The organism is Streptomyces griseorubiginosus (assembly GCF_001514195.1).
Lineage (GTDB): Bacteria > Actinomycetota > Actinomycetes > Streptomycetales > Streptomycetaceae > Streptomyces > Streptomyces griseorubiginosus.
Genome location: NZ_KQ948734.1, coordinates 1,315,980 through 1,336,197, shown reverse-complemented (window position 1 = coordinate 1,336,197; position 20,218 = coordinate 1,315,980). Strand labels below are relative to the sequence as shown.

At 70.1% G+C, this 20,218-nt stretch carries 17 protein-coding genes; 4 read left to right on the top strand and 13 right to left on the bottom strand.

Annotated elements, in window-relative coordinates:
• The first annotated feature begins 303 nt into the window (after positions 1-303).
• On the top strand, positions 304-960 hold the full coding sequence (locus tag AQJ54_RS05960; protein WP_062234527.1) for a bifunctional DNA primase/polymerase: 657 nt from the start codon (positions 304-306) through the stop codon (positions 958-960).
• 114 nt (positions 961-1,074) lie between these two features.
• Here the strand turns inward: AQJ54_RS05960 and ftsY are convergent, their stop codons facing one another.
• Positions 1,075-2,271 carry a signal recognition particle-docking protein FtsY gene (gene ftsY / locus AQJ54_RS05955; RefSeq protein ID WP_062026753.1) on the bottom strand — a complete coding sequence of 399 codons (1,197 nt, stop codon included), beginning with the start codon at positions 2,269-2,271 and terminating at the stop codon, positions 1,075-1,077.
• A 214-nt stretch (positions 2,272-2,485) separates the two neighbouring features.
• Here ftsY and AQJ54_RS05950 point away from each other — a divergent pair, with 214 nt between their 5' ends.
• Positions 2,486-3,457 (top strand): LLM class flavin-dependent oxidoreductase, encoded by a 972-nt coding sequence (locus tag AQJ54_RS05950; RefSeq protein ID WP_062234524.1) that lies wholly within the window; start codon positions 2,486-2,488, stop codon positions 3,455-3,457.
• A gap of 301 nt (positions 3,458-3,758) precedes the next feature.
• On the opposite strand, the gene AQJ54_RS05945 is transcribed toward AQJ54_RS05950, so the two are convergent.
• From AQJ54_RS05945 to AQJ54_RS05930, 4 genes are all read right to left on the bottom strand, one after another.
• Positions 3,759-5,177 (bottom strand): sugar porter family MFS transporter, encoded by a 1,419-nt coding sequence (locus tag AQJ54_RS05945; protein WP_062234521.1) that lies wholly within the window; start codon positions 5,175-5,177, stop codon positions 3,759-3,761.
• 169 nt (positions 5,178-5,346) lie between these two features.
• A complete protein-coding gene (gene smc / locus AQJ54_RS05940; protein ID WP_062234519.1) occupies positions 5,347-8,955 on the bottom strand; it encodes a chromosome segregation protein SMC in 3,609 nt (1,202 codons plus the stop codon).
• A 222-nt stretch (positions 8,956-9,177) separates the two neighbouring features.
• Entirely contained in the window at positions 9,178-9,381 is a 204-nt protein-coding gene (locus AQJ54_RS05935; RefSeq protein ID WP_016432419.1) for a hypothetical protein, read from the bottom strand.
• A gap of 381 nt (positions 9,382-9,762) precedes the next feature.
• Positions 9,763-10,044, bottom strand: coding sequence for an acylphosphatase (locus tag AQJ54_RS05930; protein ID WP_028809831.1), 282 nt, complete (start codon positions 10,042-10,044; stop codon positions 9,763-9,765).
• Positions 10,045-10,216: 172 nt separating this feature from the next.
• Here AQJ54_RS05930 and AQJ54_RS05925 point away from each other — a divergent pair, with 172 nt between their 5' ends.
• Both AQJ54_RS05925 and AQJ54_RS05920 read left to right on the top strand, forming a co-directional pair.
• Positions 10,217-11,296 carry a CAP domain-containing protein gene (locus AQJ54_RS05925; RefSeq protein WP_062234518.1) on the top strand — a complete coding sequence of 360 codons (1,080 nt, stop codon included), beginning with the start codon at positions 10,217-10,219 and terminating at the stop codon, positions 11,294-11,296.
• A 72-nt stretch (positions 11,297-11,368) separates the two neighbouring features.
• On the top strand, positions 11,369-11,767 hold the full coding sequence (locus AQJ54_RS05920) for a winged helix-turn-helix transcriptional regulator (protein WP_020138737.1): 399 nt from the start codon (positions 11,369-11,371) through the stop codon (positions 11,765-11,767).
• On the opposite strand, the gene mutM is transcribed toward AQJ54_RS05920, so the two are convergent.
• From mutM to AQJ54_RS05880, 8 genes are all read right to left on the bottom strand, one after another.
• Positions 11,740-12,624 (bottom strand): bifunctional DNA-formamidopyrimidine glycosylase/DNA-(apurinic or apyrimidinic site) lyase, encoded by an 885-nt coding sequence (gene mutM, locus AQJ54_RS05915; protein WP_062234515.1) that lies wholly within the window; start codon positions 12,622-12,624, stop codon positions 11,740-11,742. The genes AQJ54_RS05920 and mutM overlap by 28 nt on opposite strands.
• A gap of 135 nt (positions 12,625-12,759) precedes the next feature.
• Positions 12,760-13,578, bottom strand: a complete 819-nt coding sequence (gene rnc / locus AQJ54_RS05910) for a ribonuclease III (RefSeq protein ID WP_062026759.1) — start codon at positions 13,576-13,578, stop codon at positions 12,760-12,762.
• Positions 13,579-13,597: 19 nt separating this feature from the next.
• Positions 13,598-13,771 (bottom strand): 50S ribosomal protein L32, encoded by a 174-nt coding sequence (gene rpmF / locus AQJ54_RS05905; RefSeq protein WP_006139588.1) that lies wholly within the window; start codon positions 13,769-13,771, stop codon positions 13,598-13,600.
• 2 nt (positions 13,772-13,773) lie between these two features.
• Positions 13,774-14,424 carry a YceD family protein gene (locus tag AQJ54_RS05900; protein WP_020138734.1) on the bottom strand — a complete coding sequence of 217 codons (651 nt, stop codon included), beginning with the start codon at positions 14,422-14,424 and terminating at the stop codon, positions 13,774-13,776.
• 143 nt (positions 14,425-14,567) lie between these two features.
• Positions 14,568-15,632, bottom strand: coding sequence for a F0F1 ATP synthase subunit B (locus AQJ54_RS05895; RefSeq protein ID WP_062234512.1), 1,065 nt, complete (start codon positions 15,630-15,632; stop codon positions 14,568-14,570).
• Positions 15,633-15,689: 57 nt separating this feature from the next.
• The gene (gene coaD / locus AQJ54_RS05890) at positions 15,690-16,169 is read right to left on the bottom strand and encodes a pantetheine-phosphate adenylyltransferase (protein ID WP_020138732.1); all 480 of its coding nucleotides are present in this window, start codon (positions 16,167-16,169) and stop codon (positions 15,690-15,692) included.
• 26 nt (positions 16,170-16,195) lie between these two features.
• Positions 16,196-16,798, bottom strand: coding sequence for a 16S rRNA (guanine(966)-N(2))-methyltransferase RsmD (gene rsmD, locus AQJ54_RS05885; protein WP_062026761.1), 603 nt, complete (start codon positions 16,796-16,798; stop codon positions 16,196-16,198).
• A 40-nt stretch (positions 16,799-16,838) separates the two neighbouring features.
• A complete protein-coding gene (locus tag AQJ54_RS05880; RefSeq protein ID WP_062234508.1) occupies positions 16,839-20,069 on the bottom strand; it encodes a helicase-related protein in 3,231 nt (1,076 codons plus the stop codon).
• Between the last annotated feature and the right edge of the window lie 149 nt (positions 20,070-20,218).

Below are 20,218 nucleotides of genomic sequence, written 5' to 3'. Positions count from 1 at the left end.
ACAAGTGCATGTGCCCCCAGGACTCGTGCACTCAAAGTAATCCTACGATCACGCGTCCAGCCATGGCGATCCCGGAAACGCCACCATTCGCCACCCCTTCGAATGAACTCACGGTCGCCTCCACACGATTCACTTGACATAGACCGAGCGGGGGTGGGCGGAGCGGTGCATGCAGGGGCGCGCAGCACCCGGCACACCACCCGGGGCACTTCCGGGCGCCGCCATCGCCCGGAAGAGGAAACGGAGAGTGACCGGCCGCGTCCGTTTCGTAACCACCGGCGCGGTGAACCCGTTGGAGGGGGCATGGGCTTCACGATCGGCGGTATTCGGGAGATGCGTACCGGTACGCGCAGGCGCGGCCGCTCCTCGGAGTGCACCGCCGTCGCCGAGTTCACCGGACTCTGGGGCTGGGACGTCGTCCCGGGCGCGCGGGCCGCTGCGGGCGCCTGCTCCTGCGGACGCCCGGACTGCCGGCTGCCGGGCGCCCACCCGCTGGACTTCGCACCCCAGGTCCCGGCCGGGGCCACCCTCGACGACGTGTCCAAGGCGTGGTCCGAGTTCCCCGGCGCCTCCGTGATGCTGCCGGTCGGGCGGGCCTTCGACGTCATCGAGGTCGCCGAGCCGGCCGGGCGCCGCGCCCTGGTCCGTCTGGAGCGCATGGGCCTGCCCCTGGGCCCGGTCACGGCCACGCCCGAGGGCCGCGCCCAGTTCTTCGTCGCCCCCGGCGCCGCGGCCGACCTCGGCGAACTCCTCTACCGCATGGGCTGGGACGACGCGACCTCCCTGGACCTGCACGGCCTGGGCCCCGGTGCGTACATCACCGCTCCCCCGTCGGACCGCGGCGGTCTGGGCCCGGTGCAGTGGCTGCGGCCGCCGTCCCTGGACACGGCCACGAAGCCGCCGGCGGCCCGTCTGCTGCTCGGCACCCTGGCGTACGTGGCACACCGGTCGCGCGCGTAGCCGTACACCTCTCGCGCACACAGCCGTACACAGCGAAGCGCCCGCTCCCCACTGCACCTGGGGGGGCGGGCGCTTCTTCGCCTACAGGGGCTTCTCAGCCGCCGACAAGGTGTGTCACTCGCCGATAAGCGCATCCACGAACGCCTCCGGCTCGAACGGCGCCAGGTCGTCCGCGCCCTCGCCCAGCCCGATCAGCTTGACCGGCACGCCCAGTTCACGCTGGACCGCGACCACGATGCCGCCCTTGGCGGTGCCGTCCAGCTTGGTCAGGACGATGCCGGTGATGTCGACGACCTCGGCGAAGACGCGGGCCTGCACCAGGCCGTTCTGCCCGGTGGTGGCGTCGAGGACCAGCAGCACCTCGTCGAGCGGCGCGTGCTTCTCCACGACCCGCTTGACCTTGCCGAGCTCGTCCATGAGCCCGGTCTTGGTGTGGAGGCGGCCGGCGGTGTCGATGAGGACCACGTCGACCCCCATCTCCTTGCCCTCCTTCACCGCGTCGAAGGCGACGGAGGCGGGGTCGCCGCCCTCGGGCCCGCGCACGGTGTGGGCGCCCACCCGCTCGCCCCAGGTCTGGAGCTGGTCGGCGGCGGCGGCACGGAAGGTGTCCGCGGCACCGAGGACGACGGTCCGCCCGTCGGCCACGAGCACGCGCGCGAGCTTGCCGGTGGTGGTGGTCTTGCCGGTGCCGTTCACGCCGACGACCATCACGATGCCCGGCTTGCGGTCGTCCGGCTCGGTACGGACCGTGCGGTCGACCTCGGTGCCGACCAGCTTGAGCAGTTCCTCTCGGAGCAGTCCGCGCAGTTCGTCGGGGGTGCGGGTGCCGAGCACCTTCACCCGCTCGCGCAGGCCGTCGACCAGCTCCTGGGTGGGGGCCACGCCGACGTCGGCGGTGAGGAGGATGTCCTCGATCTCCTCCCAGGTGTCGTCGTCGAGGTGCTCACGCGACAGGAGCGTGAGCAGCCCCTTGCCGAGCGCGTTCTGCGAGCGGGAGAGCCGGGCCCGCAGCCGGACCAGACGTCCGGCGGTGGGTTCCGGGATCTCGATCCCGGCCGCCGCCGGGAGCTCTTCGGTGACGGGCGGCGCGGAGCCGTCCGGGAGATCCACCTCCTCAATGGTCCGGCGCGCTTCGTCGCGCGGCGTCTCGGCCTCGTCGCCGACGTGCGGCTCGGCCGGAGGGGCGGTGATGTCGGGCGCGGCGGGGGGCGGCGGGGGCAGCGGCTTCTTGCGCCGGCTGCCGACGACGAGCCCGCCGAGCACACCGAGCACGACCACGGCGATGACTACAGCAAGGATGACGGTTTCCATAACCCGTCCAGTATCCATCCCTGCCTCCCGGGGGAGGGTCAGCGGCCACGCCCGGACAGCGGAGCGGACGGCGGCGCAGGCCCACGGACCGGTCCACGGCTCACCCGCGGCCGTGGCCATGTCCGCCGAAGGCACCCGCGGTCATGACCATGGCCATCTGACGTACCGTCAGCTACCGTCCCCCGCACCAACCGCCCGGTGAAGGAGGCCCCCCATGCCCGTCACGGTCGTCCGGTTCAACCTCGTCGAGCCCGGCGCCACGCCCGCCTCCCTCAGCGCCCGCTACCGGGCCGCGCTGGACATGGCCGCGTACGCCGACGAGCACGGCATCACCACCGTGCAGACCGAGGAGCACCACGGCGTCGACAACAACTGGCTGCCCTCGCCGTTCGCCTTCGCCGGCGCGGTGTTCGGGGCGACCCGGCGGATCGCGGTCACCGTCTCCGCGATCATCGGTCCGCTCCACGACCCGCTGCGCCTGGCCGAGGAGATCGCCGTACTGGACCTGCTGAGCGGCGGCCGCCTGGTGACGGTCGCCGGGATCGGGTACCGCCCCGAGGAGTACGCCCTGTTCGACGTGGAGTGGCGGCGCCGGGGCCGGATCCAGGACGAACTCCTGGAGACCCTGCTCAAGGCCTGGACCGGCGAGGAGTTCGAGTACCGCGGTCGTACGGTACGGGTCACCCCACGCCCTCTGACCGACCCGCACCCGCTCCTCCTGGTCGGCGGTTCCTCCAAGGCCGCGGCCCGGCGAGCCGCCCGGCTGGGGCTGCCCTTCTTCCCCAGCGCGCATCTTCCGGAGCTGGAGGCGTACTACAAGGAGCGGCTCGTGGAGTACGGCACGGAGGGCTGGACCATGATGCCGACCGCCGAGACACCGCTGCTGCACATCGCCGAGGACCCGGACGAGGTGTGGGACCGGCACGGCGAGCACTTCCTGCACGAGGCCCGCACGTACGCCTCCTGGCAGTCCGGCGACATCCGCTCGGCGGTGCGGTCGGCGGCCAGGTCGGTGGACGAACTGCGCGCGGAGGGCGTGTACCGCATCCTCACGCCGGACCAGTGCGTGGAACTGGGCCTGGACAACCTCGTCCTGCATCCCCTGGCGGGCGGGATGCCGGTGGCGGAGGGCTGGCGAAGCCTGCGGCTGTTCGCGGAACGGGTGCTGCCGGCGCTGGGTGGCTGAGCCGGGGGTATGCGCTCGGCGTACGACGGCGTGGGGCCGGGAGTGAGTGCGTTCGCCCGGCGCGCGCTTCCTGCCGGGGAGAAGTGCGTTCGTTCGCCCGGCGCGCACTTCCTGCCGGGAGATCAGCGGCGGTGTCCTCGTCCGGTGACCCGCGCGGCCGCGGACATGACTCCGCCGGCCCCGGTCCGGGCGGTTGCCTGGACCGGGGCCGGCGGACGGTTCGGGAAGAGGGGCAGCGGGGTGTTGGCCCCTCCCCCCGGGCTCTTGGTGGGGCCGCAGGCCCCGGGCTCGGCGTGGGCCGTCAGCCCATCTCCTCCAGCTTCTTGCCCTTCGTCTCCTTGACGTACTTGAGGACGAACGGGATGGAGAGCGCGGCGAAGACCGTGTAGATCACGTAGGTCGCGGAGAGGTTCCAGTCGGCCAGCGACGGGAAGCTCGCGGTGATGGCCCAGTTGGCGATCCACTGCGCGGACGCGGCGACGCCCAGCGCGGCGGCGCGGATCCGGTTCGGGAACATCTCGCCGAGGAAGACCCAGACGACGACACCCCAGGACAGGGCGAAGAAGAGGACGAACACGTGGGCTGCGATCAGCGCGGTCCAGCCCTGCGCGGCCGGCAGCTTGCCGTCGACGAGGTCGAAGGAGAACGCCCAGGCCTCCAGCGCCAGGCCGATCACCATGCCGACCGAGCCGATCAGGGCGAGCGGCCTGCGGCCGACGCGGTCCACGAAGATCATCGCGATCACGGTGCCGACGATGTTGATGATCGACGTCGTGAAGGAGTAGAAGAACGAGTCCGTCGGGTCGACACCGACCGACTGCCACAGCGTCGAGGAGTAGTAGAACGCGACGTTGATGCCGACGAACTGCTGGAAGACCGACAGGCCGATACCGATCCAGACGATCGGCTTGAAGAAGAAGGAGCCGCCGAGCAGGTCCTTGAAGGTCGACTTGTGCTCGCTCTTCATCGCGTGCTCGATCTCGGCGACCCGGGCGTCCAGGTCGACCTTGTCGCCCTCGACCTCGGTGAGGATCTCCCGGGCACGCTCGTGCTTGCCGACGGAGATCAGGAACCGCGGGGACTCCGGGATGGCGAAGGAGAGCAGCCCGTAGAGGACGGCCGGGACCACCATGACGCCGAGCATGACCTGCCAGGCCTCGAGACCCATCAGCTTGCCGCGCTGGTCGCCACCGGCGGCGTTCAGCAGCCCCCAGTTGACCAGCTGCGAGATGGCGATGCCGACGACGATCGCGGCCTGCTGAAAGGACCCGAGACGGCCGCGGTAGGCCGGCGGGGCGACCTCGGCGATGTAGGCGGGGCCGATGACCGAGGCCATGCCGATGGCGAAACCGCCGACGATCCGCCAGAACGCCAGGTCGTACAGCGCGAAGGGCAGTGCCGAGCCGACGGCGCTGGCCGTGAACAAGACGGCGGAGATCTGCATGCAGCGGATACGGCCGATGCGGTCCGCGATGCGTCCGGCGGTCGCCGCGCCGATCGCACAGCCGATCAGGGCGATGGCGATGACCTGCGCCAGGGCCGCGGACCCGATGTCGTAGCGGTCCCGGATGGCCTCGACCGCGCCGTTGATCACGGAGCTGTCGTAGCCGAAGAGGAAACCGCCCATCGCGGCCGCCGCCGCGATGAAGATGACGTGCCCGAGATGATCGGGATGAGCCGCTCCGGCTCCTGACTTCTGCGCCTGCGCTGTGCTGGTCACGTTCAACTCCTAAGGCCATCGGCAACGCTGCCTGACAGCAAGAACAAACGATGACGACCCTATGCCTTCAAGTTCCGAAAGCAACAGCTGGAGACGTGTGAGAAAACAGGCACAGATGAGGAGGCTGAGTTCAAGGAATGAACGAATCGAAACGGGGTACCCGAAGGGGCTAGCGCAGCCGCTGGCTGATCACCTTCGACACCCCGTCGCCCTGCATCGAGACGCCGTACAGCGCGTCGGCGACCTCCATCGTCCGCTTCTGGTGCGTGATCACGATGAGCTGCGAGGCCTCCTGGAGCTCCTGCATGATCCGGATCAGCCGCTGGAGATTGGTGTCGTCGAGCGCGGCCTCGACCTCGTCCATGACGTAGAACGGGCTGGGCCGCGCCTTGAAGATCGACACGAGCAACGCTACGGCGGTGAGGGACCGTTCGCCACCGGAGAGCAAGCTGAGCCGCTTGACCTTCTTGCCCGGCGGCCGCGCCTCGACGTCCACGCCGGTGGTGAGCATGTTGTCGGGGTCGGTGAGGATCAGCCGCCCCTCGCCGCCCGGGAAGAGCCGGCTGAAGACGCCTTCGAACTCCCGGGCGGTGTCCCGGTACGCCTCGGTGAAGACCTGCTCGACGCGCTCGTCGACCTCCTTGACCACCTGAAGGAGGTCGGCACGGGTCTTCCTCAGGTCCTCCAGCTGCTCGCTGAGGAACTGGTGCCGCTCCTCCAGGGCCGCGAACTCCTCCAGTGCGAGCGGATTGACCTTGCCGAGCTGCTGGTAGGCCCGCTCGGCCGCCTTGAGCCGCTTCTCCTGCTCGGCCCGGTGGAACTGCCTCGGCCGGTTGCGGGGGTGCTCGGGGTCCTCCGGCAGCTCCTCGCCCTCGGCGGGCAGGGAGGGCGGCACCAGCTGGTGAGGGCCGTACTCCTCGACAAGGCCCGCCGGCTCGACGCCCAGCTCCTCCAGCGCCTTGGTCTCCAGCTGCTCGATCCGCATCCGCTTCTCGGCACCGAGCACCTCGCCCCGGTGCACGGAGTCGGTGAGCTTGTCGAGCTCGGCCTTGAGGTCCCGGCCCGCGGTGCGGGCGGCGGTCAACTCCTGCTCCCTGAGCGCCTTGGCGGCGTCGGCGGCGGTCCGCTCCTCGCCGGCGCGCGCGAGGGACACCTCGACGTGCGCGAGCAGCTGCCGGGCACCGGAGGCGACGGCCTCCGCGACGGCGGCCTCGTGCCGCAGCCGGGCCCTGCGCTGTTCGGCACGCGCGCGTGCGTCGCGCTCCGCGCGGGCGGCACGGTCCAGGGAGTCGGCCCGGCCCGCGAGTCCCTTAACCCGTTCCTCGTGGGTACGGACCTGGAGGCGGGCCTCCATCTCGGTCTGGCGGGCGTTGGCGCCGTCGGCGGCGAGACGGTCCCGTACCGAGGTGTCGGGCTCCTCCTCGACCGGCATCTCCTCGGCGACGGCCAGGCGCTCGGCGAGCTCCTCCACCTCTTCGAGGGCCCTCTCCAGGGACTCCTGCGCACGCGCGGCCGCGGCGGTGGACCGTTCGGCCTCACCCGCGGCACCCTTCGCCTGGCCGGCGAGCCGGCCGAGCTGCTGGGCCACGGCCGACTTCTCCCGGTCAGCGGCCCGGCGCCGCTCCCCCAGCTCCTCCACGAGGGCGGCGCCTGTCCTTCGGTTCTCCACGGCCGTGTGCTGGGCCTCGGTGAGCTCCTCGCAGCGGATCGCCAGCTCTTCGAGCTCGGCCGCGGCCTCGTCGACGGAGGCCTGTACTTCGAGGAGGCTCGGGGCGCCCGCGGAGCCGCCGTGGGCGAAGTGGGCGCCGAGGAGGTCGCCTTCGGCGGTGACGGCGGTGAGGTGGGGGTTGGCGTAGACGAGGTCCTCGGCGTCTTCGAGGGTGCCGACGACGACGATGCCGTGGAGGAGGCGGCGGACCGCGGGCACCAGGTCGGAGGGGGCGCGGACGAGGTCTGCCGCGTGCTGATGTGTGGCGTCTGCGGGGCCGTCGTGGCTGGTCGCGCCCCGCGGCGGAGCCGCAGATTCACGCAGCCCCGCGCCCCCAGAAGCGCTCTCCGGAGCGCCCGCCAAGAGGAGCGACGCCCGTCCCCCGTCCTGCTTGCGCAGCAGGCGGATCGCTTCTGCCGCTGCCGAAGGCGAGGTCACCGCCAACGCGTCCGCCGCCGCGCCGAAGGCCGCCGCCAACGCCACCTCGTGGCCCGGGGTCACCGTCAAGAGCTCTGCCGCCGGGCCCAGCAAGCCCGTAAGGCGGTCCTTCGCACCGAGAAGGGCTCCGGTTCCGTCCTTGCGACGCAACCCCAGCGCCAGTGCTTCGTGTCTCGCCTGCGTCGCCGCGCGTCTGCGTTCCGCCGCCGTGGCCGCCTCCCGGGCTGCGGTGAGGGCTGCTTCCGCCTCTGCCAGCTGCCGCTTGGCCGCCTCGTGCTGTTCCGCCAGCTCCGCGTCGCCCGCGTCGAGGCCGTCCACCTCGGCCTTGAGCGCCTCGTACTCCTCCTGCGCGGCGAACGCCCGCTCCTGGGCCTCGTCCCTCGCCGCGGCCAGGCGGTCGATCTCGGCCTGGGCGGAGGCGGCGCGCGAGCGGGCCGCGTTGACCTGGCCGTTGAGACGGGCGAGGCCCTCACGGCGGTCGGCGATGGCCCGGGCCACGTCCTTGAGCCGCCGCTCCTCCTGCACGAGCTCGCGCTCCAGTTCGGAGCGGTGCGCGACCGTGTCCTCCAGGGCGTGCTCGGCCGCTTCCAGGGCGGCCTCCAGCTCGGCCTCCTGCTCGCGGATCCGCGCGGCCTCGCGCTCCATGTCCTCGGGGTCGCGCCCCCGGCGCTCCTCGGGCGGCGTCGAGGTCGCGCTCTTCACGCGTGCGTCGGCCAGCGAGATCGTGCCGCGGACCCGCTCGGCGAGCTGGGAGAGCTCGTACCAGGTCTGCTGGGCCCGCTGGAGCCGGGGCGTGAGCTGCCGGACCTCGTCCTCCAGGAGCGCCTCGCGCTGGAGGGCCTTCTTCAGTTCCTGCTCGGCGGCCTCCTTGCGCTCCTTGAGCGCGGCCTCGTCGGCGACCTCGGTCCTGAGCGCCTGCCGCAGCCGTACGAGATCGTCGGCGAGCAGGCGCAGACGGGCGTCCCGGAGGTCCGCCTGGATGACGGCCGCCCGCCGGGCCACCGCCGCCTGGCGTCCGAGCGGCTTCAGCTGGCGGCGCAGCTCGTCCGTGAGGTCCTGCACGCGCGCGAGGTTGGCCTGCATCGCGTCCAGCTTGCGGAGCGCCTTCTCCTTGCGCTTTCGGTGCTTGAGGACACCGGCGGCCTCCTCGATGAAGGCGCGGCGGCCGGTGGGGTCGGCGTGCAGGACGGAGTCGAGCTGGCCCTGGCCCACGATGACGTGCATCTCGCGGCCGATGCCGGAGTCGGAGAGCAGGTCCTGGATGTCGAGGAGACGGCAGGTGTCGCCGTTGATCTGGTACTCGCTGCCGCCGTTGCGGAACATGATCCGCGTGATGGTGACCTCGGCGTACTCGATGGGCAGCGCCCCGTCGGAGTTGTCGATGGTCAGGGACACCTCGGCGCGGCCGAGCGGCGGGCGCCCGGTGGTGCCGGCGAAGATGACGTCCTCCATCTTGCCGCCGCGCAGCGACTTGGCGCCCTGTTCGCCCATGACCCAGCTGAGGGCGTCGACGACATTGGACTTGCCCGAGCCGTTGGGCCCCACGACACAGGTGATCCCCGGCTCGAACCGGAGCGTGGTCGCCGAGGCGAACGACTTGAACCCCCGGAGGGTCAGGGCCTTGAGGTGCACGCCGCTGGACTCTACCTTCCGGGGGTGTCTCACTCCATGAACGCGCTCTCCCCCGCGGTTTCACCGTTGAACATGCAGGGCACACCAAACGTTAAGAGGGTGAAAGGATGCGCGGGGGAAAGAAAGAAGGGACGCCGAAGCGTCCCTTGCAAACTCTGACAACTTAGCGGTTGGTACGAGCCGCTCGACCACTGCGTGAGCTGTCGTGGAGCAATGCAGCGATCAGGTGAGCGCAGGCTCCGCCTGGTGTGCGTCGATGCTCTCCATGATCCTGTCGTGAGAAGCGGCAGCCGCGAGCGCGTCGTTCTCGGCCTGGATCCGTACGAGCTCGGATTCCAGGTCCTGGACGCGCTGCTGGAGCCGTCGCATCTCGGCGAGGAGTCGAGGGTCGGAGCCGCCGACGTAACCGAGAAGCGCCTTTGCCATGATGGATGGTCCTCCACACTGAGTGACCGACCGAAGCGGTGTGGGTCGTGAGGGATTCGCACCCGCGGTGCTTGACACTTTTGAGTTCATGCTGCCGTTCAACCATGCCAAACAGCTAAGGTGCGCGGGGTGCTTTCAGCGTCTCACCAAAAAGTTTGACGGTCAACACGATCACGCCCCGTATTGGCGGCAACCCGGTCCGGCGCGGCCTGGAACGGCGGCGCGACGGCACTCTCGGGACCCCCGGGGCGTGGCGATCAATCTTAGGTGCGGAGCCTGCCATGGCGGGCGCTTCTTGGCAACCACCAGCATCTTTCCGCTGCGGGCGGGTGCCGGTGGCTCATCCCTCCGCTTCCGCCCGGGCCGTTTCGCGGAATCGGCTCATCGGATGGCGAAGCCGTCGTAACCCCCGCGAGGTGTGTCCCAGATCTCGGTGACGCCGTCCACGCGACCGGGCGTGTCGTCACCCAGGAGCCAGTCCAGGAGCCCTTGGCAGCCCGCGCGCGGTCCCTCCGCGACCACTTGGACGCGTCCGTCGTCCAAATTGAGAGCAAAACCACTCAGGCTGCCGATCTCGAGAGCCTTGGCCCGCGTGAACCAGCGGAAACCCACACCTTGGACGCGTCCGCGCACCCACGCGACCAGTCGTACATCCTCGCTCATGGGTGCAACCTAACCGGCCAATGTCTCTCCGGACACACCCTCCCCTGGCGCCATGCGGTACTGTCCGCAGCCAATGAATCTCATACGAAACTCACTCCATCGTGTGGGTTTTGTGACTTTGGTTGACCGGGGGGACGCGTCGACCTCAAGAACAGACGAGGAAGGCAAGGACATGGGACGCCACCGACGCTCCGCCGCCGGCCGCGCCGCCACGGGCCGCGCCACGGGGGTCACAGAGACGTACAGCTCCCACCGGAGCGGCTTCGACCCGCAGGACTCGTACAACTTCGCCTCGGCGAGCACCACCACTTACTCGAGCCACGTCGAGCCCGACCCCTACGCGCGCAGTGACGCCTACCTGTTCGCGTCGGAGGAGGAGTACGCGCTGTACCGGGGCGAGGACTACACGCCCGCCGACGGCGCCCGGCCCGGCCGCTCGCACCGCCGGCGCAAGAAGAGCCTCGTGACGCCGGTCAAGACCGGTCTGCTCGGGGTCTCCGCCGCCGTCGCGATCGGCACCGTCGCGGTCGCCACCGGGGTCGTGCCCGGCCTGGACAACTACAAGATCGGCGGCAGCACCAAGACCGGCGGCGATGTGCAGGCGGCCGGCTCGCCGACCAATACGCCCGCCGAGCAGGGCGGCGCCTCCGGCGGCGCCGCCGAGGGCCGTGAGGACGGCAGCTCCACGAGCCGGGACGCCCAGCGTGCCCCCTCCCCCGCGCCGTCCTCCCCGTCCGCCTCGACGGCCGCGCCGACCGAGAAGCCGACGGAGAAGCCGCAGGCCACGCCCAGCAAGAAGCCGGAGGCGACGCCCTCCCAGAAGGAGCGTGAGCCGGCCAAGAAGGAGACCACCGCGCCGGTGGAGGTCTCCACGGAGGCCGCTGCCGCCGCCGAGGTCCTCCAGCTCGTGAACGTCGAGCGGGCCAAGGTCGGGTGCAGCCCGGTCTCCGCCAACAGCGCGCTGGCGGGCCTGGCCGAGGACTTCAGCAAGGCCATGGCCGCCCAGGGCTTCTTCGACCACACCGACCCGAGCGGCGCCTCGCCGTGGGACCGGGCCGCACTGGCCGGGATCACCAACCTCGGCGGCGAGAACATAGCCAGGGGCCAGTCCGACCCGGCGGCGGTCATGGAAGCCTGGATGAACAGCCCGGGCCACAAGGCCAACATCCTGAACTGCGACTTCAAGACGCTCGGCGTAGGCGTCCAGTTCGGGACCGGCGGTCCCTGGTGGACCCAGGACTTCGGCTACTGACGGGATCCCCCTCCCAGGTTGCACTAACTATTGGTTAGTGCAACCTGTGGGTTAGCGCTGTACGCTGGTGATATGGACACCACGCAGCAGCCCGTGGAGCCGCAGCTCCCGTACGACGTGTTCGCCAAGGCCTGTCCCTCGCGCGGCACCCTGGAGCATGTGACGGGCCGCTGGGGCGCGCTCACGCTCGGCGCCCTGTACGAGGGCTCGCTGCGCTTCAACGAGCTGCGCCGCCGGGTCGACGGCGTGAGCGAGAAGATGCTCTCCCAGACCCTCCAGTCCCTGGAGCGCGACGGCCTGGTGCACCGCGAGGCCCAGCCGACCAACCCGCCCCGGGTGGACTACGAACTGACCCCGCTCGGCCACGAGGTCGCCGAACGCCTCCTGGGCCTCATCCACTTCGTGGAGGGCCGCATGGACGACGTCCTGGCCGCCCGGGAGCGCTACGACGTGACGCGCGGCGCCCGCTGACACTGCGGGCAGAAGTAGCTGGACCGGTTCATCCAGGGCCGTCGGCGCATCGGCGTACCGCACCGCTTGCAGGGCAGCCCCTCACGGCCGTACGCGTCGAGGGACCGGTCGAAGTACCCCGACTCCCCGTTCACGTTGACGTACAGGCTGTCGAAGCTGGTGCCGCCGACGTCCAGGGCCGCGGTCATCACCTCCCGCACATGGCCGAGGAGTTCGGCCGTGCGCGGGCGCGTGAAACCGGCGGTCGGGCGCTCGTAGTGGATGCGGGAGCGCCAAAGCGCCTCGTCCGCATAGATGTTGCCGACCCCGCTGATCAACGACTGGTCCAGCAGGGCCCGTTTGATGGTGGAGCGCTTGCGGCGCAGGGCCTGGTGGAAGGCCTCGTCGTCGAAGAGCGGGTCGAGGGGGTCGCGGGCGATGTGCGCGATGACGTCGGGCAGCCCGTCGGGGGTGTTGTCGTGCAACGACAGCCCACCGAAGGTGCGTTGGTCCACGAAGCGCAGCTCGGTGGCGCCCGCCGCGGTGGCGGCTGTTGTCAGCGTGTCGGCGAACCTGACGCGGATCCTGAGGTGCTTCTCGTCGGGCGCGGCGTGCGGCTGCACCAGCAGCTGACCGCTCATGCCGAGATGCGCCAGGATCGACTGGTCGGTGTCCTCCAGCGGCAGCCACAGGTACTTGCCCCGACGGCTCGGGGTGCCCAGGCGGTGCCCCTTGAGGCGGTGCGCGAAGTCGTCGGCGCCGGCCAGGTGACGCCGTACCGCACGCGGATGCAGCACCTCGACCTCGGCGACCGTGCGGTGGGCGACCCACCGCTCGAGACCGCGCCGTACGACCTCGACCTCGGGCAACTCGGGCATGGGGCTCCCCCGTCACGGACCGGTGTATGAGCCGAGCGCCCGCCCCGGTGTACCGGGACAGGCGCTCGACTGCGCTGTACTTCCAGACGCTCTGTTTCCCGGCCGCCTTGTCTCAAGGCGCCCTGTTTCCAGGCGTCAGGCGGAGACGGACGACGGACCCTCGTCGTCGGCCTCGGAGGCTTCGACTGCTTCGGCGACTTCGACAGCCTTCGCTGCCGCCGCCTTGGCGCGCTCGTCCGCGGCGGCCCGGATGGACCTCCAGGCGGACTCCGCGGCCTGCTGCTCCGCCTCCTTCTTGCTGCGGCCGGTGCCGGTGCCGTACGAGACGCCTCCGACGCGGGCGGCAGCAGTGAAGGTCTTCTCGTGGTCGGGGCCGGTCTCCGTGACCAGGTACTCGGGCACGCCGAGTCCTTCGGTCGCGGTGAGCTCCTGGAGACTGGTCTTCCAGTCCAGGCCGGCACCGAGGTTGGAGGACTTCTCGATCAGCGGATCGAAAAGCCGGTGGACGAGCTCGCTCGCCGCATCGAGACCCTGGTCGAGATAGACAGCGCCGATCACCGCTTCCAGGGTGTCGGCGAGGATGGACGCCTTGTCCCGGCCGCCCGTGCCCTCTTCACCACGGCCGAGCCGGATGAAGGAACCCAGGTCGAGCCCACGGCCGACCTCCGCCAGCGCACGCGAGTTGACCACCGCGGCCCGCAACTTGGCCAGCTGGCCCTCGGGCAGGTCGGGGTGGGTGGTGTACAGCGTGTCCGTGACCACGAGCCCCAGCACGGAGTCCCCGAGGAACTCCAGGCGCTCGTTGGTCGGCAGACCGCCGTTCTCGTACGCGTAGGACCGGTGGGTCAGCGCACGCACCAGAAGGGCGGACTCGAGCTTGTACCCGAGCCGCCCTTCCAACAGCGTGTGGGACGAGGCCTGATTGTCGACCGAGTTCTTCTTCGGAGTGGACACAGTGCCTCTCACCAGCCGCTCAGACCTCGAGGACCTGGCGCTTGTTGTAGGTGCCACAAGCGGGGCACGCGATGTGCTGCAGCTTGGGCTCGTGGCAGCGCTCGCACGCAACCAGGGTGGGGACCGCAGCCTTCCACTGCGACCGGCGGTGGCGCGTGTTGCTGCGCGACATCTTCCGCTTCGGAACAGCCACGGCTACTTCTCCTGCTTCTCGTCGACGCCCGCTTCCGCGTCAGCGCCGCTCATCTCGTCCTTCTCGCCGTCTTCGAGTGAACCGGCGAGTCCCTGCAATGCCGCCCAACGGATGTCGACGGCGTCATGGTGGTGGTCCGGGTCGTCCGTGAGCCGCGCTCCGCACTCGGAGCACAGACCCAGACAGTCGTCCTGGCACACCGGCTGCATCGGCAGTGCGAGCACCACCGCATCACGCAGCACGGGTTCGAGGTCGAACAGGCCGTCCTCGATGAAGAGCCTGTCCTCGTCTTCCTCGGCGTCGTCGGCCGGTTCCGCTTTCACACGGCCCCGGTCGTCGGCGTCAGGGTACGAGAACATCTCCTGGAAGTCCGCTTCGAGCGCCAGCTCCAGCGGCTCCAGACACCTTACGCACTCCCCCTTGGCCTGTGCACGGGCGGTGCCTGTGACAAGCACCCCTTCCATGACCGACTCCAGGCGGAGTTCGAGCTCGACCGGGGCGCCTTCCGGCACTCCGATCACTCCCTGGATCCCGAGATCCTTGGGAGCGTCGATCTCGCGGGTCAGGCGCTGGAGCGCGCCAGGACGCCGCCCCAGCTCGTGTGTGTCGAACACGAGAGGGTTGCGGTGGTCGAGGCGCGCGTTGGGAGCCATTCCTGCTTTCGATCTTCGAGCTCAGAGGGACGCCGCCCTTCGGTGTTCCCGGGCAGCGTTGATCGCGGACGTACGCGCGACCGAAGAGCCAGGATACTGGACCTTTCGCTCACGGCCCAATCCGGTGCTCTCCTACCGGTTCCTCACTGGCCCCGACCCTGCTCGTAGGCCCTCAGCTGCTCCGGCGTGATCATGCCGGTGTCGAAGAGGCTGGTCTCGTCCAGGGCGTAGGACTGGTGCGCCTGCTGAGCCTGCTGGACCTGGTTCGGGTCGTAGGCCTGCTGCTGGTCGTACCCCTGATAGCCGGCGGCGTACGGGTCGGCCTGCTGGTAGCCGTACGGGTCCTGCTGCTGGGCGTACGGGTCGGGCTGCTGCTGGTAGCCCGCGTAGGCGTCGGTCTGCTGCTGGTAGCCGTACGCCGCCTGCTGGGCGTAGTCCTGCTGCTCGGCCGCGGCGCCTGCCGCCTGGGCCGCCGCCTGGCTGTCCCGCTCGGCGAGGGCGGCGAGGTCGGCCAGGTAGTCGGCGTCGCTGGAGTGCTGGACCGTGGACAGGTCGTCGGCGAGGGCGCCGAGGTCGTCCGTGGCGATACGGCCGTGCAGTTTCTGCCGGCCCCGGCCGACCGCCTCCAGGGTCTTGGCCAGGACCGCCTCGAAGGCCCCGAGCTTGGCGTCGACGTAGGTGTCGGCGTCCTTGCGCAGGGTCTCGGGGTCGTGGCTGCGCTCGGGGGCGTCCTCGTCCTCGTAGCCGTTCTCGTCGAGGCCGGGACCGGTGCCGAGGAGCTTCTCGCGGCCGCGGCCCACGGAGCCGAGGGTCTTGGTGAGGACGACCTCGAAGTTGGCGAGCTTGGAGTCGACGTAGTCGTCGGCCTCGGCGCGGACCTCCTCGGCCTCCTGGCGGGCCTCGTTCAGGATCCGGTCGGCCTCGGCCTGGGAGCGGCGGGCCACCTCGGTGTCGGAGATCAGCGAGCCGCGCTCCTGGTGTGCCTGCCCGATGATCCGCTCGGCCTCCTGGCGGGCCTGCTCGACCAGCTGCTCGCGGTCACCGATCAGCTCCTGGGCCTGCGCGAGGGAACCCGGCAGGGCCTGGCGCAGCTCCTCCAGCATCGCGAGCAGTTCGGCGCGGTTGACCATCACCGAGGCCGACATGGGCATCGACCGGGCGCCGGAGACCGTGGCCACGATCTCGTCGAGCTTCTTCTGCACGTCCACCTGTGCTCGCCACTCTCTACAGCTGTGTTGGAGACGGACGGGACGACTGTAGCCCCATCAGCCTTTGCGGAGGCGCTCGTTCAGCGCTTCCAGGACCCTCGGGGGTACCAGGTGGGAGACGTCTCCGCCCCAGGTGGCGACCTCCTTGACGAGCGAGGAGGACAGGAAGCTGTAGGTGGGATTGGTCGGCACGAAGAGGGTCTCGACACCGCTGAGGCCGTTGTTCATCTGGGCCATCTGGAGTTCGTAGTCGAAGTCGCTGACCGCGCGCAGGCCCTTGACGATGGCCGGGATGTCGCGCTCCTTGCAGTAGTCGACGAGGAGGCCGTGGAACGCCTCCACGATCACGTTGCCGTACTCGGCGGTGACCTCGCGGATCAGGTCGATCCGCTCGTCGATCTCGAAGAGGCCCTTCTTGGACTTGTTGATCATCACCGCGACGTAGACCTCGTCGTACAGCCTGGAGGCGCGGGAGATGATGTCGAGATGTCCGTTGGTGATCGGGTCGAACGACCCGGGACAGACGGCGCGGCGCACTTGAGATCCCTCGCTCTCCGGTCCGGTCATCGTGCGTCTTCGCACGTAGAGGCGTTGTCGCCCGTGGCGGCGCGACCGTACCAAAACGTTCCCTCGCCGTAGCGACGGGCCTTGACCGCCTCGAAGCCGGGCGGCCAGGCGAATTCGCCCCCTCTGGTACTGCGCTCAACGGTGACCAGGGCCTCCGGCGCTAGCCAGTGTTCCGCCCGGAGTGTGAGGAGAATCTCCCGAAGATCGTGATCCGTGACGCGGTACGGCGGGTCGAGGAACACGATGTCGTACGGCTGCGCCGGCGCCGGTTGCTGGATGATCTGTTCCGCTTTGCCCGCGCGCACCTCGGCGCCGGGGAGACCGAGGCTCTTGACGTTCTCCCGGATCGTGCGGGCGGCTCGCGCGTCGGCCTCGACCAGGAGGGTGTGGCTCGCGCCGCGGGAGAGGGCCTCCAGACCCACCGCGCCCGAGCCCGCGTACAGGTCGAGGACCCGCTCGCCGTCCAGGGGGCCGCCCAGGAGGGACTGCCAGGTGGAGAGGAGCCCTTCTCTGGCGCGGTCGGAGGTGGGGCGGGTGCCGTTGCCCGGCGGGACTGCGAGTCGGCGTCCGCCGGCCCGGCCGGCGATCACGCGGGTCATCTTCGGTCCTTGTTCGGGGAGTGGTTACGGAGTCAGTTTCTCAGCCCTTCTCCAGGTACTGCTCCCTCTCCTCGTCCAACAGCGCGTCCAGGGCCGTGCGCAGACCGGGCAGGCCCTTCAGCTCCGGGTCCGCCTCCACCACCGCGGTCGCCTCCTCCCTCGCCTCCGCGATGATCTCCTCGTCCTCGATCACGGCGAGGACGCGCAGGGAGGTCCGGGCGCCGGACTGGGCCTGGCCCAGGACATCGCCCTCCCTGCGCTGTTCCAGGTCGATGCGGGAGAGTTCGAAGCCGTCCAGGGTGGAGGCGACCGCGTTCAGGCGCTGGCGGGCGGGGCTCGCCTCCGGCATCTCCGTGACCAGCAGGCACAGGCCCGCCGCGGAACCGCGGCCGACCCGGCCGCGCAGCTGGTGGAGCTGGGAGACGCCGAAGCGGTCGGCGTCCATGATGACCATCGCGGTGGCGTTCGGGACGTTGACGCCGACCTCGATGACCGTGGTGGCGACCAGGACGTGGGTCTCCCCGGCGGCGAAGCGGCGCATGACCGCGTCCTTGTCGTCCGGGTGCATACGGCCGTGCAGGACCTCGACCTTGAGTCCGCTGAGCGGGCCCTTGGTCAGCTGGTCGGCCACCTCCAGGACCGCGAGCGGCGGGCGCTTCTCCGCCTCGTCCTCGGCGGACTTCTTCCGGCCGGACTTCTTCGGGTCGTCCTCCTCGTCGCCGATGCGGGGACAGACGACGTAGGCCTGGTGGCCGTTCTCCACCTCTTCACGGACCCGCTCCCAGGCGCGGCTGAGGAAGTGGGGCTTGTCGGCGGCGGGGACGACATGGCTGGCGATCGGGGAGCGGCCGGCCGGGAGCTGGTCCAGGACGGAGGTCTCCAGGTCGCCGAAGACCGTCATCGCGACGGTGCGCGGGATGGGGGTGGCCGTCATGACGAGGAGGTGGGGCGGTTGTTTGCCCTTGCCGCGCAGGGCGTCCCGCTGCTCGACCCCGAAGCGGTGCTGCTCGTCGACCACGACCAGGCCGAGGTCCTCGAACTGCACCTTGTCCTCGATCAGCGCGTGCGTGCCGATCACGATGCCCGCCTCGCCGGTGACCAGGTCGAGCATCGCCTGCCGACGCGCGGCCGTCCCCATCGAACCGGTGAGCAGCACGACCTTGGTGGCGTGCTCGGCCCCACCCAGCATGCCGCCCTCGGCCAGCTCCCCCATCATCTCGACGATGGACCGGTGATGCTGCTGGGCGAGCACCTCGGTGGGAGCGAGCATGGCGGCCTGCCCACCGGCGTCGACCACGGCGAGCATGGCGCGCAGGGCCACCATCGTGTTGTGGGTCACTGTGAAGTTGTCGGTGACGTAGGCATGGCTGGGATGGGCGACGCTGATGCACTGCACGGGCTTACGTCCCACGTACTCGACCGCCCGAACACCCCGTCGAAACGTGTTGTATTTCGGGCGAGGGCCCACCCGTTCGGCCTTGCGCCTCAGCCTGAACGGGACGTACTCGTCGGGCAGAGAGACGAAGACGTTGAACGCGCTCCGCCTCGGCAGGATTCGCGCCCGTCCGCCCAAGGAACGGACCAGCCACGCGACGTCTTCCGCGAGCCTCCGTGAAGCGGAGCAGAACGAGATGCTGAGGCCGGCCTTGTCGACAGTGCCGTCCGTGTCCATGAGCCCTTGCAGCACGGCAAGACGGTTCTTGATCGACGTGTTCTTGAACTCTCCCGGAATGAACTTGCCGTGCGACGTGACGCCCCAGAGGTTCAGGTCCCGCAGGGCCTGAATCACCGAATTGCGCACGCCACCCGCGCGGCGGGTCAGCTGGATCGTGTAGTCGCACCGGGAACCGCTCACCGGGACCAGTCGGCATTCCGGTGCCACGGCGGTCTCGACCGCGTCGCGGATCTCGGCATCGACCGTGAACAGACGCAGGTTGTGCCGGAAGGAGCCGTCGCCCAGAAGAACGCCGAACAGGTACGGGTCAAGGGGCAGCCCGCAGTCGTCTCCGAGATCGACAGGGGTGGCGGCCGGGAGGTACCACTTCGCCGATCCGTTGGCCTTGAAGGTGTCCAGCCGAATCTCGCGAGTCGTCATGACCTTGGGGGCCTGACCACGATGCCACCCGCAACTCGTGCCGACGATCCACAGATGCTCGTCGTCGCACTCGACGGAACTGCCGTCCGAGAGAACCAGCCGCCAGACATCGCGCTCGCCTTGTGGGAAGACGCCGTCGACCAGGGCAATCTCCCCGTCAGGAACGACGATCTTGTCACCCACCCTCAAGTCCCCCATACGGCGGAAACCGACAGGTGTCAGGACGAGCGAGTCGAGGGGCTGGGCCTTGCCCGATCCGACCTCTCCCTGGAGCAGGCGGTGCATCGGGTGGGCTGTCGCCAGGTCGTCGAAGATCTCCTTGGAGACCTTCTGCTGGCCTTCGGTGAGGGTGAAGGGGAGGCGGTCATCGAAGGCGGTCAGGAGGCCGTCCGGGGACGGTTTCCTTGGGACCGCGGGGAGTTGGGCGTCCGCGTGGCGGCGGCGGGCCAGGGCCACCTGGAGGACGAAGGCCTCGTCCCACTTGAGGCGGGCGTGGGCGTCGGCGATGTCGGCCTTGGTGTGCGGGCGGTGGATCTTGAGGAGGGCTTCGGGGAGGGTGACCAGGCCCCGGCCCTCGCGCAGGGACTCCGGAAGGGGGTCGAGCGCCTCCTGCACACTCGGCAGGACGGTCTGGATCGCCTTGCCGATCTTCCAGGACTCCAGTTTGGCGGTGGCGGGGTAGATGGGGATCAGGGCGCCCGCCCAGGTCTCCACCGACTCCGCCGCCTCGTCGTCGGCGCCGCGCAGCAACTCGTAGGCGGGATGCGCCAGTTGGAGGCGGCGGTTGAAGAGGGAGACCTTGCCGGCGAACATCGCGCGGGTGCCCGGCAGGAGTTCCTTGTGGGGCTTGTGGACTCCGCTGCCGAAGAAGACCAGTTGGAGGCGGCCGCTGCCGTCCGTGATGGTGACCTCCAGTCGCTGGCCCTTGCCGCGCGGCGCCTTGGCGGAGGCGAAGCTGTGCAGCCGGGCGTCGGCGACCTGGGCGACCACGGTGACGTGCTCGTCCAGGGGGAGGTCGGCGAGGTGGGTCAGCTGCCCCCGCTCCTCGTATCGGCGCGGGTAGTGGTGCAGGAGGTCGCCCACGGAGTGCAGGCCGAGGTGCTCGGCCATCACCTTCGCGGTGGCGGGGCCGAGCACCTTCTTCAGTGGTTCTTCCAGTGCGGGCACGAGATCCATTGCACACCACGCCACTGACATTCCCGTATACGTCCTGGGAAACCCCTGGTCAGACGGCTGGTTGGGGACTTAGGATGACGCGCTCCGGCCATCCCCCGCGGTCACCGCCCCACCCGGGACCGCCCGACCCCGCGCCGCGCGAACGTTCC